Annotated in this window: 11 protein-coding genes; 8 read left to right on the top strand and 3 right to left on the bottom strand. The window is 49.4% G+C overall.

The annotated features are described in order from the left end of the window. Positions 1–58: 58 nt before the first annotated feature. Both EGM51_05235 and EGM51_05230 read left to right on the top strand, forming a co-directional pair. Positions 59–1,993 (top strand): hypothetical protein, encoded by a 1,935-nt coding sequence (locus EGM51_05235; protein ID QBG46828.1) that lies wholly within the window; start codon positions 59–61, stop codon positions 1,991–1,993. 340 nt (positions 1,994–2,333) lie between these two features. Continuing rightward, positions 2,334–4,160, top strand: a complete 1,827-nt coding sequence (locus EGM51_05230) for a hypothetical protein (protein QBG46827.1) — start codon at positions 2,334–2,336, stop codon at positions 4,158–4,160. A 19-nt stretch (positions 4,161–4,179) separates the two neighbouring features. On the opposite strand, the gene EGM51_05225 is transcribed toward EGM51_05230, so the two are convergent. Further along, positions 4,180–5,013: a hypothetical protein gene (locus EGM51_05225; GenBank protein ID QBG46826.1), complete on the bottom strand. Its 834-nt coding sequence runs from the start codon at positions 5,011–5,013 to the stop codon at positions 4,180–4,182. Next, complete coding sequence (locus EGM51_05220) at positions 4,992–5,327, bottom strand: hypothetical protein (protein QBG46825.1); 336 nt, start codon at positions 5,325–5,327, stop codon at positions 4,992–4,994. Before EGM51_05220 ends, EGM51_05225 begins: the two co-directional genes overlap by 22 nt. Positions 5,328–5,456: 129 nt before the next feature. Here EGM51_05220 and EGM51_05215 point away from each other — a divergent pair, with 129 nt between their 5' ends. The 6 genes from EGM51_05215 (at position 5,457) to EGM51_05190 (ending at position 11,022) form a co-directional block, all read left to right on the top strand. Next, entirely contained in the window at positions 5,457–6,299 is an 843-nt protein-coding gene (locus tag EGM51_05215; protein QBG46824.1) for an AraC family transcriptional regulator, read from the top strand. Positions 6,300–6,449: 150 nt separating this feature from the next. Continuing rightward, positions 6,450–7,400 carry a DUF1722 domain-containing protein gene (locus EGM51_05210; GenBank protein QBG46823.1) on the top strand — a complete coding sequence of 317 codons (951 nt, stop codon included), beginning with the start codon at positions 6,450–6,452 and terminating at the stop codon, positions 7,398–7,400. Between the two features lie 35 nt (positions 7,401–7,435). Further along, a complete protein-coding gene (locus EGM51_05205) occupies positions 7,436–8,275 on the top strand; it encodes a hypothetical protein (GenBank protein QBG46822.1) in 840 nt (279 codons plus the stop codon). After that, positions 8,266–8,508 (top strand): hypothetical protein, encoded by a 243-nt coding sequence (locus EGM51_05200; protein QBG46821.1) that lies wholly within the window; start codon positions 8,266–8,268, stop codon positions 8,506–8,508. Before EGM51_05205 ends, EGM51_05200 begins: the two co-directional genes overlap by 10 nt. Before the next feature lie 85 nt (positions 8,509–8,593). Continuing rightward, complete coding sequence (locus tag EGM51_05195) at positions 8,594–8,845, top strand: zinc ribbon domain-containing protein (protein ID QBG46820.1); 252 nt, start codon at positions 8,594–8,596, stop codon at positions 8,843–8,845. A gap of 20 nt (positions 8,846–8,865) precedes the next feature. After that, a complete protein-coding gene (locus tag EGM51_05190; protein ID QBG46819.1) occupies positions 8,866–11,022 on the top strand; it encodes an ATP-dependent RecD-like DNA helicase in 2,157 nt (718 codons plus the stop codon). A gap of 50 nt (positions 11,023–11,072) precedes the next feature. Here EGM51_05190 and EGM51_05185 read toward each other — a convergent pair whose 3' ends face one another. After that, positions 11,073–13,544 carry a glycogen/starch/alpha-glucan phosphorylase gene (locus tag EGM51_05185; protein ID QBG46818.1) on the bottom strand — a complete coding sequence of 824 codons (2,472 nt, stop codon included), beginning with the start codon at positions 13,542–13,544 and terminating at the stop codon, positions 11,073–11,075. Positions 13,545–13,641 lie beyond the last annotated feature (97 nt).

The following is a 13,641-nucleotide window of genomic DNA, read 5'->3' as shown; positions in this document are numbered from 1 at the left end:
AGATTCTGAATAAGATCGGCTTTGCTATGTTAACGTTCACCTTCTGGAGAGTAGAGAAATGAAAAAAAGAAACGCTAAAATCAATAAAGGTGCACCGAGCGGTTTTATTATCAGTATTATAATTCATGCAGCGGCTTTTCTACTTGCCGGAATGCTGGTGGTTTTTAATGTCGTTCAGAAGCAAGAGAAAAAATTCGTTCCTCCGAAACCGGTTGACCGGCCGAAAATGAAGCTGAAAAAACCGAAGGTAAAAGTCAAAAAATCGGCCAGACCCAAATCGACCACCCGTATTGTCACCAAAGTGCAGAAAGCCAGTATGCCGGATATTCAGCTTCCGGAAATGAGCGGAATTGGCGCGGGGCTGGCGGGAGATATAGGCGGGTTTGACATCATGCCTGATCTGGATGAGGTTTCGATTTTCGGTTCGAGTCAGAGTATCGGTAATGATTTTGTCGGTACATTTTACGATACTAAGCGTTTCCGTAATGGATCGGATAATGCTGGAATCAGCCGGGAGGAAACCATTCAGGCTATTCTGAATTTCATGAAACGGGGATGGAAACCTTCTGCATTCAGCAAATATTATAAATCCCCGAGAAAGCTGTATACCACAACCTTTATGTTCCCGCAGGTACCGGCCACCGTGGGCCCTGAGGCTTTCGGGGAAAAGGATATTCCGGGATACGGCTGGATTGCGCACTATAAAGGTCAGCTGGTCTATCCGGAGGATGCGCGCATCCGCTTCTGGGCACAGGGAGACAATCTGATCTGTGTCCGGGTCAACGGAAAGATTGTGAATCTGGCTTCGTGGCCGGGTTGGAACGGAAATAATGAAAATGTGGAATCGCATTTTCTGAGTCTCTGGGATACGCCTGATCCGTCAATGAGCCGGCGGTATCCGTTAGGCAACAACTATGCTGTCGTCGGCGACTGGATTGATCTTAAGGCGGGTGAGCCTCAGGATATGGAAGTGATCGTTTCCGAAATGAGCGGCGGGATTACCTGTTTTCTGCTCTGTGTGGAAATGGAAGGAAAAGAATACGATAAAAATCCGTTTGGGCTGGGTCCTAAACTTCATGCGTTTAAAACTGAACGCCTGAGTCTTGATCTGAAAGAGCAGATCTGGGCCCATTTGCACGAAACCGATGCGTTGCTGGAAGGCGGGCCGGTTTTCAATGACATCAACGGCGGTTGGGTTGAAGTTGAGCATCCTGAAATTCCGGAACATCTTCGGTATGAAAAAATCGAACTTCCCCCTGACGCGGTGGAACCCACCGTTGCTCCGGAAAACGGTATACGCGCATGGACGCTGAAAAACGGCAAAGTTCTGGAAGCCGAATATACCGTGACGATGGGTGACAGTGCCGTATTCAAAACGGCCCGGGGTAAACAGATCAAAGTGCCGGTGTCAGAACTTTCCGAGGAGTCGATCAGTGAAATGCAGCTGCTGAGTCCTCCGGAATTCATTATTGATTTCCGGAGAACAACAAGACAGCTGCCGACCATCGAAGTTACGCCGTATTGGGATGCTGATCCGCTTCCGCCGGACAAGGAAAATATTTTCGGTGTCCGGATGAAACAGAAAGGGCGCGAACCGTATGATCATCCGTTAACGGTGAAATATTATGCAATCGGCGCTGAAGTGGACGGTGACAACTGGGTGTTGCTGGACCGCCGGGAGGAAACCGTGATTCCCTCCCAATTGGAAAATCATGAATTTTCTTTCCTGGGAGAACCGGTTCGTACTCGCGTTATTGCGATTCGGGATGATGGCCGAGCTCCGTTGCGCGGAGTGGAATACGGAGGTCACCTGATCACGGTCACTGACGAACGAGGGGTTATCATTCAGTATCGCTGTTCTCCAACCTGGCTGATCGATATAAAACCCTACCTTGATCTCCTTCCGGTTGGGAAGCACTTTGACAAAACCGGCAACCGGGTATCTCCTCCGCGACCGAATGATTTTGATCGACCGAAACAATTCTGGGATTGATCCGTTTTCAGGAGAAGAATAGTTCACATATATTCTTTTCCTGAGATCAATCATCCTCGATGAACCCTCACATTTATTACGACTATCAAAAGAAAATTCGCAAGGAAGAATCAATTCCGGAAATTCACCGGAATTGATTCTTCCTTGACTGTTTTATCATTACCTTCCAGCTGACTTGACATCGTATGCCTGTTAACATATTTATGTTCATGGACGATGTTAACGTTCTCTTCGTTGGAAGGTGATGATGATGAAAAAAAGAAAAAAAGTATCCCGGATAAATAAAGGCGCACCCAGTGGGTTTGTTCTCAGTTTGATTATCCACGCAGCCGCTTTTTCATTGGCTGGTTTGCTGGTTGTTTTCTCTGTGGTTCAGAAAGAGGAAAAGAAGTTTGTTCCTCCGAAACCGATTGACCGACCGAAAATGAAACTGAAGAAACCGAAGGTGAAGGTTAAAAAATCGGCCAAGCCGAGATCCACTACACGTATTGTCACGAAAGTCCAGAAGGCCAGCATGCCGGATATTCAGCTTCCGGAAATGAGCGGCATTGGCGAAGGACTTGCCGGAGGGGATGTCGCCGGGTTTGATATTATGCCCGATATGAGTGACCTGACGATTTTCGGAACCTCACAGAGTATCGGAAATGATTTTGTCGGTACATTTTATGATACAAAACGTCTGCGGAGCGGCACTGGAAATCCGGGAATCAGCATTGAGGAGACCTGCGAGGCCATTATTAAATTTGTTAAAAACGACTGGAGACCATCTGTATTGAATAAATACTACCGGTCTCCCCGGAAGTTGTATGCCACGACCTTTACCTTCCCGACAATGCCGGCTGCAATGGCTCCGGAGGCTTTCGGAGAAGCGGATGTTCCCGGATATGGATGGTTTGCGCATTACAAAGGGGAACTGGTTTATCCGGAAGATATTAAGTTCCGTTTCTGGGGGCAGGGGGATAATGCGATGATTGTACGGGTGGGCAAAGAGATTGTCCTGGTCGTTGCTCATCCTGAAGGCACGCCTTGGCAAATGACTCTGCCTCTATGGAATCCTTCCGACCATTCCGTGTACCGCAAATATGCCCTGGATAAAAACTTTTCAGTTGCCGGGGACTGGATTGAGCTGAAGGCCGGTGAGCCTGTAAATATGGAGGTTATTGTTGCGGTTCCTTCCGGCGGACTGAACTGTTTTATTCTCTGTGTAGAAGAAGAAGGTAAGGAGTATCCGGAAAATCCGTTTGATGGAGGCCCCTGTCTGCCGGTCTTTAAAACAGAGGAACTCAGCCAGGATCTGAAAGATGAAATCATCGCCCGGTCGTATGAGGGCGATTTTGATCTGGATTCAGGACCGATCTTCCGTGATTACAAAACGTCTGATGACCCCGAACCCTCTTCCGGGGATTTGGCTGATGTCAAAGAGGAGGAGCCGGCACCTGCCCCGGAACCCTCGCTGGAAAGTTATAAAGGACCGCGGGTGTGGAGCACCGCAGATGGTAAGACCTTCGAGGGTGAATATGTTGCCAATATAGCAGGTACAGTAACGATTAAGCCGGTAAAAGGTCGTAGAAATATAAAAGTACCTATGAGCAGTCTCTCCGAAGAAGACCGGGCCTTTATTGAGCTTTCACAGCCTCCGAGATTCAATATCGATTTCATTGCAAAAACCCGTCGCCTTCCGGCGCTTGAGGTCACCCCGTACTGGGATGCGGTGACGTATGAACCCGATGTGAATAATACTTTCGGAGTACGACTTAAACAGGAGAGTCCGGCAGAATACAATTATCCGTTGACCGTGAAATATTATGCCATAGGAAAGGAAACGGATGGAGATAAGCTGGTGATGCTCGACCAGCACGAAGAGGTGTTTATTCCTTCAGAGCAGCCCGGCCGGATTTTCGAGGTTCTGGGAGATACGATTAAAACAAGGGCCTACTCCATTAAACCCGGTGATCGGCCGATTCGCGGAGTCCGTTACAGCGGAAATTATCTGATCACGGTAACCGATTCCAGAGGGGTTGTTGTACAGCATTCAGAATCGCATTCGTTCCTCTTCGATATACGGCATAAGCTGGATAAGCTGGGCCGGCGGCATTACTTCAATGAAAAAGGGGACCGGGTCACACCCACCCGACCGAAACTTTCGCAGCGGTCGGTTCCCCTTTGATCCCCGATTAATGCCTGAACTATCTCCTGCCGAACTTCCGCACGGCTTCCTGATAAATCAGGATATTTTCGGGCGGGGTTCGGCCGGTCATGGTGCCGGCCGAAAAAAAATAGCCGGGTTCTTTAATCGCCAGTTTTGCGGTTTCACGAACCATATCCCGGATTTCTTCTTTTGAGCCGAAGTTAATGATGTTCGGTTCTTTCATACAGGCAAAAATAATTTTACCGCTCCAGACGTCCAGTACGGTTTCAAGATCATTGTTTCCGTCGCACGCCAAACCATCAAAGTCGCATTTCCGTATGCGCTCAAGCAGAGGCATCAGGTTTCCGTCACAACAGTAAAAAGCCTTTTTTCCTGCTGAATGGATAATATCCAGAATCTCGTTATAGTGCGGGAAAATATACTCGTCATACCATTCGGGAGGAAACATCGGTCCCGATGCGGAGCAGAGATCGTCATGACATCCCACCAGCTCAATGTCGGGTGAGGAGCAGATGGCTTCAAAATCGCGCTTGGAAATCTCCAGAAACTGCTGAATCAGTTCGCCGAAACGTTTCGGATCGTCCATGGCCGCCATCATAAAATTTTCCCAGCCGAACAGTTCAACCGGCCACATAAAGAGGGTGTGATAATACCAGCCCATCACCATGGTGGAATCCCCGAGCAGCCGCTGTTTTTCAGCATAGTGGTTTTTAAAGAAAGTTATGCGCTCCTCCTGGTTTTGTGTAAAATGTTCCAGTGGTTTGAAGTCAAGAACCTCTTCCGGTGTGGAGCAGGGATGGTTCTGCATTGTAAGTGTGGGGGAAAATCCCCAGAATGCCCCGTGGGCTTTCATGCCCAGAGCATCATACATCGAGGTGTATGGGCGTGGGGAGGGCGCGCGGGGAGAAAGCGGTAGCGTTCATTCTCTGCGTCATCGGTAAACGTGGCATCTTCATAATAGCGGACCAGTGGAAAATTCCATTCGGCACAATCTCCCGGAATGCTGCTGATGGTTACATCAATGTCAAAATATTTCAGCATATCGATGCATGCGCGATGCGGTTCAGCCTGCACATCATAGTCAAAAAGCTGTTCAGCCAGCGCCGGACAGTCCGGCACATCCCATTGCGGTATCCGGTCTGTTAATTCCCCATGGATTGCCGCTCTAGCCCGTTCAATACTCATTTCCGTTCCCCGTGGTTAGATTTTCCCGGTGTATATACCGAGTCAATTAAAGAATACAAAATTGAGATTTGCCTTATCAAACCTTCGGGGATGTATTATTTATTCAATTTGAACTAATCACGGATCCGCATGAAAACAAGCGAAGACCTACATATCGAATCACTCCGGCTCAGTCTGTTTGAAGCCGGATGTTCCCGCCTTTCCAGAGAGTGGAACTATCCGCGGGTTTCGAGTCCTTTTTCACGTATTTTTCTCATTACAGAGGGGGAGGCCGTTATCCGGCATTCCGGCCGCGAGCATCGGCTGCAGGCAGGCGACCTGCACCTTGTTCCCTGTTTTGTGACGGCAGACTATTTTTGTCCTGAATCGCATATTCAGTACTTTGTTGGATTCACATTGCGCACAGGAACCGGCACGGATCTTTTCAGCCTCCGCAGCTGCAAACCGACACTGCAGGCTTCCGGACATCATGTGCTTCTGTTTCAACGCCTGATTGAACTGCTTGAACCGCATACAGAGCCGTACGGACGTCTGGCCAATGCAGCAGTTCCGCTTGCAGTGAATATCGAGTCGCGCGGTATTGTACTTCAGATTGCATCTTCTTTTTTGCAGTATTCTCATAAACCAACACTGATGGAAAAAGAGCAGGAAGGTCGTTTTGCACCGGTTCTTCAATATATAGATGAAAACATGCAACGCGACATTCCGCTGGAAACACTGGCCGATCTGACCGGATTGACGCCCACCTATTTTTCAGATCTGTTCTTTCGAATAATGAATGTGCGGCCGGTGGAGTTTATTAACCGCAAACGCATCGAGCGTGCGCAGCTGATGCTGGGCTCGACCGATCTTACGATTCAGGAAATAGCCGCGGATTGCGGTATCCACAGCTCTGCTTATTTTTCGCGGCTCTTCAGTAAAATCACCGGCGTCTCTCCCCGGAGCTATCGGAAAATGCTGCGCGATCTGTAAAAACGCTGTTCTCCGATTCGGAAAAGGGTTGGTGATGAATATCGTACAGGTGGATGCTTTATTCCGGGCAAATATTCTGTAAAATCGCCGTTTGACTGGCGAACTCCGACTAATAGGAATCGGGCAGTACAACGTTGTGCGGGGCGGTATATGGAAAAAATACGTATTGGGATCAGTTCTTGTCTGCTGGGTGCAAAGGTACGGTTTGACGGGCAGCATAAACAGGACAGTTATATCACGGGAACCCTCTCAAACTGGTTCGAATTTGTTCCGGTCTGTCCGGAAGTCGAGGCGGGCCTGGGGATTCCGCGTGAGACTATTCGGCTGGAAGGGAATCCGGAAGATCCGCGACTGGTGAAAACCAGAAGCAGGGATGACCTTACAGAGACGATGAAACGCTTCTGCAGAAATCGGGTTGCAGGGCTGGAAAAAGAGAAACTCGGCGGGTATATCCTGAAAAGCCGTTCGCCGAGTTGCGGCATGGAACGGGTGAAGGTCTATTCCGCAAAAGGGATGCCTTCAAACAAAGGGCAGGGGATTTATGCAGCCGAACTGATGCGGAGGTTTCCGCTGATTCCCGTTGAGGAGGAAGGGCGGCTGAATGATCCGTTTCTTCGCGAGCGCTTTATTGAGCAGGTGTTTACGCTGCAGCGATGGCGCAGGATGCTTAAGGAAAACAGTACGCACGGCGGTCTGGTTAAATTTCATGAGCAGCATAAATACCTGCTTATGGCACATAGTGTGCAACATTACCGCGCCATGGGACGACTTGTGGCGGAGATGAAGGGTCGGCGGCTGGCGACGGTTCAGGAGGAATATCTTGGAATGCTGATGGCGGCGCTCCGTTTGCGTGCAACGACCGCAAAGCATGTGAATGTCCTGCAGCATTTGACCGGTTATTTTAAAAAGCAGTTGAACCACGATGAAAAACAGGAACTTCAGGAAACGATTTTCGCGTATAAATCGGGTCATTTCCCGCTCATTGTGCCGGTAACTTTACTAAATCATTATATCCGGAAGTATGATGAGCCCTACCTGAAGCAGCAGATTTATCTGAAACCGGGGCCGACGGAGCTTCGCCTGCGTAACCAGATCTATTGACCTCATTCAATCATTGCGGCTTTTTCTTCATTTTCATGACCGACCAGAAACAGAATAAAAAAAGAAGCCGCATCCGGGAAGTGCGTCCGCTGACCACCGATGAGCGGGCGTCCTTTCTGATCCTTTCTCTTTATCTTTTCACATTCTTTGTATGCACATTCATCTATTGGGATATCCTGCTGCTGAAAGCCGCCGGCATTATTGGTTTTTTCGGCGGAGGATTTCTGTTTTATGCCGCTTTTTTCACATCCAGAGAGCATCATAAAGAAGTGGAATCCAAGCATCCCTTACGCTCGTATCTGCTCAGTTTTTTCCTGATGCTCCTGTTGCTGTTTATTTTCCGTTTTGTGGGCGGTCTGATTGATGATAACCGGATTGCTCTGTTCACGTTGTACGGAGGAACGCTGCTCTGTCTGATAATTTTCCGCAAGGCCTTGCTGCAGGTGGTTTCGCTGGCTGTGCTATGTTCATTCATCTTTGTGACAGCCTATAACCGCGAGATGATTCTTAACGGCCAGCTGAAATTCACAGATGCCATTCATCAGTGCGGCCAGGCCCTTTTCCGGATTGGTCCGATTCAGGATGTTGCTAATATGCTGATTGCCGGGAATTATGTAAACTACCTGAATAAGGTGGATTACCGCGATGAACAGATTAACATTCTGGCCACGCGTGAGGTGATTGGATCCGGCGATGACGAATTGAAAAAAGCCAAGGCCCTGCTGAGTTTTGTGAGCAACGAGATCTATTATGTTTCAGATCCGAATGACGGAATGGAATATGCCAAACATCCGATTATGACACTTATTTCAGGGGCGGTGACTGTGAGGACCAGACGCTGCTGCTCTGTTCACTGCTCGAGTCTGTGGGCCTGAAAACCTATATTGCATTTACGGATGACCATGTTTTTGCATTGGTACGTTTTGATGGAAAATATTCTGATCTGAACGTGGAACCCTACGTATACATTGATAATCGCCCGTGCTATGCGCTCGATCCGGCCGATCCGGGGGCGCAGATCGGTTACAGTGCCGCAAGCCGTTTCAGAATTGAGCGGGTTTTTGACGTACGCCAAAAAAGCATGGCCTATTTTGAACTGATGCCATAACCGGTAAAGAAACGCGGGTGACAGACTTTCCAAGCTGTAACGACCGTGCTATATCTACTTTCCAATCATTGGAAGGAAACAGCCCATGCCGATTCGAGAATATACCGCAGTTGATCCCGGACAAAGCTGCCGACATTGCAGAAAAGGTTTTGAGGAGGTTGAATCCATTGATGCGCCTGCAATGAAAACCTGCCCGCGTTGCGGCGGAAAAGTTGTCAGGAGTCTGTCGGCACCCTGTGTCGGTTCATCGGAAAGCGGTCTGCACGACCGGGCGAAAAATGCCGGTTTTACGACTTATAAAAAACTCGGCAGGGGCGAGTATGAAAAAAAATATTAAGAGCATGCTGCAACGATTCAATGGATAAACTGGACGGTCAGGTTGAGCGGGTCGTTTTCCGGAATGAGGAAAACGGCTTTTGTGTTTTAAGAGTCAAAGTACGTGGTCACAAAGAGCTCGTGACTGTGACGGGGACGGTACCGGCGGTGAACCCCGGCGAATGGATGGCCGGGGACGGGGAGTGGTTTGTTGATCCGCGCCATGGGCGGCAGTTCAAAGCACAGCACTTGCGGATGTCTAAACCGGATACGCTGGAGGGCATTGAAAAATATCTGGCCTCCGATATGGTGAAGGGCATCGGCAAAGAGTATGCGAAACGCCTGGTGAAAGCCTTTGGTCGGGATGTCTTTGATGTCATTGAAAACTCCTCGGGAAAACTGCTGAAAGTTCCGGGGATTGGAAAACAGCGGAAAGACAACATCAAAAAGGCGTGGGATGAGCAGCGGAATGTGCGTCAGATTATGTCCTTTCTGTTCAGCCACGGCATCAGCACAACGCGGGCGTTTCGTATCCATAAAATCTATGGCGACAAAGCCATTGAGCGGGTACAGCGCGATCCCTACTGTCTGGCACGCGACATCAAGGGTATTGGTTTTTTGATTGCGGACCGGATTGCCATGAAGCTGGGAATTTCCAGGGATTCCGATCTGCGTGCGCGTGCCGGCCTGGAATACTGCCTCGGAGAACTGACAGCCAACGGACATTGTGCGTATGTGCGCAACGACCTGCTTTCACGTGCGGCGGAACTGCTCGATATTGATCTCGATATTATCGATAATGCTCTGGAACATCTGCTGGAAAATAAGCGCCTGATTCAGAAGCAGAATGTGAAAGGACAGGATCTGATCTATCTGCCGAAGCTGTTTTTCGCAGAAATCGAACTCGCCAAAAAACTCCGGGCTCTGGAAAAAGGCCGCCACCCCTGTCCGGATATTGATTTTGAAAAAGCGCTGAAGTGGGTACAGCAGAAAAGCGGGATTGAACTGGCTAACGCTCAGCGCAATGCGCTCCGGACGTCGGTACGGTCGAAAGTGATGGTTATCACGGGAGGACCGGGCGTAGGGAAAACAACGCTGGTAAATTCAGTGTTGATGATTCTTAAGGCCAAGAAGATGCGGGTGCAGCTTTGCGCTCCTACAGGTCGGGCGGCGAAACGTATGGCTGAAACAACCGGCATGGAGGCGCGCACCATTCACCGGATGCTCCAATATAATCCGGGTACCGGCGGCTTTATTCATAATGCGGAAAATCCGCTGGAATGCGATGTGCTGATTGTGGATGAGTCGAGCATGATTGATGTAGTGCTTGCGGCGCAGTTGATGGATGCGGTACCGCTGCATGCCGCTGTAGTGATTGTCGGGGATGCGGATCAGCTTCCCAGTGTGGGACCGGGGCGTGTTCTGCAGGATATTATCGGTTCAAAAACACTGCCGGTCGCTCATCTGGATGAAGTGTTCCGTCAGGCGGCCAGCAGTCGGATTGTAACGACTGCCCACCTGATCAATCAGGGTAAAGCACCGGAGTTTCCTGATGAAGGGGAACAAAGTGACTGCTATTTTATTGAAGCCGATGAGCCGGAAAAGGCACTGAATCTTATTGGAAAACTGGTGAAGCAGCATATTCCGAAAAAATTCCGGTTCCGGCCGATGGATGATATTCAGATTCTGACTCCGATGCAGAAGGGCGAACTGGGTGCCCGCAACCTCAATATCACCATGCAGGCACTGCTTAATCCAAGCGGGGATGAAGTGGAGCGTTTCGGCATGACCTATCGTGTGGGTGATAAGGTGATGCAGACGGAGAACGATTATGATAAGGATGTTTATAATGGCGATATCGGCCGTATTGTGGCCATAGACCATGAAACCTCTGAGCTGGCGGTTGATTTTGAAGGACGTCGGGTGGTGTACGATTTCCGCGAGCTTGATGAGCTTGTGCTTTCCTATGCAATCACTATCCACAAAAGCCAGGGCAGCGAATATCCCTGTGTTGTGATTCCGGTGCATACCCAGCATTTTGTGCTGCTGCAGCGCAGCCTGATCTACACAGCTCTGACCCGCGCCAGAAAACTCGTAATTCTGCTCGGCACCAAAAAAGCCCTCGGACTGGCGATCATCCGTGCTGAATCTCGCGACCGTGTCACTACGCTGGCGGAACGACTGAAAGAATATGCATAAAACAACGCGCCCCGACCGGGACGCGTTGCCAATGAAATGAAACGATTCCGCTAGAAGATATCGTTGTTCATATCGATCGGTGTTTTTTCCAGATGCCAGATATCGTCGACATAATCCTGAATGGAACGGTCGGATGAGAACCAACCCATGCGTGCAACGTTCAGGATGGCTTTCTCCGCCCACTTGGTCGGTGTGGCGTAGAGCTTATCCACATCTTCGTTGCATTTGATGTAATCTTCGTAATCGGCGAGATAGTAGTAGAAATCGCCGTGCTCGGTTACTTCATTATACAGATCCTTGAACAAATCAGGCTCCGACGGATCAAAGATGTTATCCCGAAGCGCTTCCAGCACACCCTGCAGATCTTCGGACTTATCCATGTAGGCCCACGGATTGTAACCCTTGCGTGAAAGTTCAGCAAGATCTTCAGTGCGGTTACCGAAGATGAATATATTATCTTCTCCGACATTCTGAGCGATCTCAATGTTTGCACCATCCCAGGTCCCAACGGTAAGCGCACCGTTCAGCGACAGTTTCATATTACCGGTTCCCGAGGCTTCAAGTCCGGCGGTGGAAATCTGTTCGGAAATGTCCGCGGCCGGAATAATTTTTTCAGCAAGTGAAACATTGTAATCCGGAAGGAAAACCACTTTAAGGCGGCCGGCCACATCGACATCATTGTTGATCACTTCAGCCATGGTATTGATCAGCTTAATGACCGACTTGGCAATCAGATAAGCCGGAGCGGCTTTGGCGGCAAAGATAAAGGTTTTCGGCTGAACATTGGTCTTCGGATTCGCCTTGATTTTGTTATAGAGGTGAATGATATGCATGGCCTTCAGCAGCTGGCGCTTATACATATGCAGGCGCTTGATCTGCACATCAAACACAGAATCGGGACTCACCAGATAGCCGGTCAGCTCCCTGATGGTCTGGCACAGTTCAACTTTTTTCTGCCGCTTGATTTCCATGAATTTTTTCTGAACGGATCGTTTTGAAGCAAAAGCCTCGAATGCTTTCAGTTGTGCAAGATCCAGCTTCCAGTCTTCACCGATGTTTTCCGATATCAGTTCAGAAAGTTCCGGATTGGCTTTGATCAGCCAGCGACGATGTGTAATACCGTTCGTCACATTGGTGAATTTACCGGGATAGATTTTATCGAATTCCGGCATGGTGTTGGTTTTGAGCAGGTTGGAATGGAGCGCGGATACTCCGTTGACCTTATTACTTCCGATCACGCAGAGATTGGCCATGCGCACCTGCTTATGCTGCCCTTCTTCAATCAGCGACACCTTACGCATCAGTTCGCCGTCGCCCGGGTGGTTGAGTTCGACTTTCTGCAGGAAGCGGTGATTGATTTCGAAAATAATCTGCATATGGCGCGGCAACACCCGCTGCAGTAGATCAACCGTCCATTTTTCCAGCGCTTCAGCCAGCAGCGTATGGTTGGTATAGCAGAAGGTATTGACCGTGATGTCCCATGCATCATCCCACGGAATATGCTCTTCATCATGCAGCACGCGCATCAGCTCAACGATCGCCAGGGTGGGGTGGGTGTCGTTGAGCTGGATTACGTTTTTCTCGGCAAATTTTGCGTAATCCCTGTGGTTCTTTTTATACCGGCGGATGATGTCCCGCACAGAGCAGGAAGCCAGAAAATATTCCTGAATCAGACGCAGCTCTTTTCCGGCATAGGTATAGTCGGAGGGATAAAGTACCTTCGAAACATTCTCCGCCCAGTTCTTTTCCTCAACCGCACGCACGTAGTCGCCCTGATTAAAAACATCGAGGCGGAATCCTTCGGCAGGCTGCGATTTCCACAGGCGAAGCATGTTTACCGTATTAACGTGATATCCGATAATCGGCACATCGTAGGGTACTGCTTCAAAAACCTGGAAGTCTTCCCAGACATCCGCCGTTCCCTGGCCGGGTCTGAAGTTTTTCTTTACACGGCCGTAGACGCAGACCGGAAGGGTGTATTCAGGGCGGATGAGTTCCCAGGGGTATCCAAGGGCAAGCCATTCATCAGGCCGTTCTTTCTGCCAGCCGTGATCAAATTCCTGACGAAAGATACCGTGTTCATAACGGATGCCGTATCCGAAGGCTGGCAGCTCCATGGTGGCCAGCGAATCGAGGTAGCAGGCCGCAAGACGCCCCAGACCGCCGTTTCCGAGTCCGGCTTCGACATCAAGTGCAAGAATTTCCTCTGCAGTGATGTTGAGGGCTTTCAGGGCCTCGCCGTATATATTTTCAATGCCCAATGCATAGACATTATTACAAAGCATTTTACCGATCAGGTATTCCATGGAAAGATAGTTAACGCGGCGTACGTCCTGATCGAGATACTGACGTTGAGTTGCAATAAACCCATCCACAGCCATGTCGCGCACAGCATGGGAAAAACACATCATTTTATCGAATGTGGTGGCGGCGCGCAGATCTTTACCCCGGCTGTACTTGAGGTGGAAGAGGGACCGTTCGGCCAGTTGTTCAGCGGTTATGTTGTCTTTGAAGTGTGACATTTTATTTTTAACCCTTCATGTTTTGTTTGCAACTGAGACCTTTGATAGCCCAGCCCCTCATGGGATGCAAGCCCGTTGAAGCTAAAAGACCGTCGTG

Source organism: Verrucomicrobia bacterium S94, assembly GCA_004299845.1.
GTDB lineage: Bacteria > Verrucomicrobiota > Kiritimatiellia > Kiritimatiellales > Pontiellaceae > Pontiella.
Note: the sequence above shows the minus strand (reverse complement) of the source record. Positions and strands in the feature narration are given on the sequence as shown.

Coding starts and splice junctions, on each gene's coding strand:
- EGM51_05210 (QBG46823.1), top strand. CDS start 6,450: ATGGAAAAAATACGTATTGGGATCAGTTCTTGTCTGCTGGGTGCAAAG.
- EGM51_05205 (QBG46822.1), top strand. CDS start 7,436: ATGACCGACCAGAAACAGAATAAAAAAAGAAGCCGCATCCGGGAAGTG.
- EGM51_05220 (QBG46825.1), bottom strand. CDS start 5,327: ATGAGTATTGAACGGGCTAGAGCGGCAATCCATGGGGAATTAACAGAC.
- EGM51_05190 (QBG46819.1), top strand. CDS start 8,866: ATGGATAAACTGGACGGTCAGGTTGAGCGGGTCGTTTTCCGGAATGAG.
- EGM51_05215 (QBG46824.1), top strand. CDS start 5,457: ATGAAAACAAGCGAAGACCTACATATCGAATCACTCCGGCTCAGTCTG.
- EGM51_05185 (QBG46818.1), bottom strand. CDS start 13,544: ATGTCACACTTCAAAGACAACATAACCGCTGAACAACTGGCCGAACGG.
- EGM51_05225 (QBG46826.1), bottom strand. CDS start 5,013: ATGTATGATGCTCTGGGCATGAAAGCCCACGGGGCATTCTGGGGATTT.
- EGM51_05195 (QBG46820.1), top strand. CDS start 8,594: ATGCCGATTCGAGAATATACCGCAGTTGATCCCGGACAAAGCTGCCGA.
- EGM51_05235 (QBG46828.1), top strand. CDS start 59: ATGAAAAAAAGAAACGCTAAAATCAATAAAGGTGCACCGAGCGGTTTT.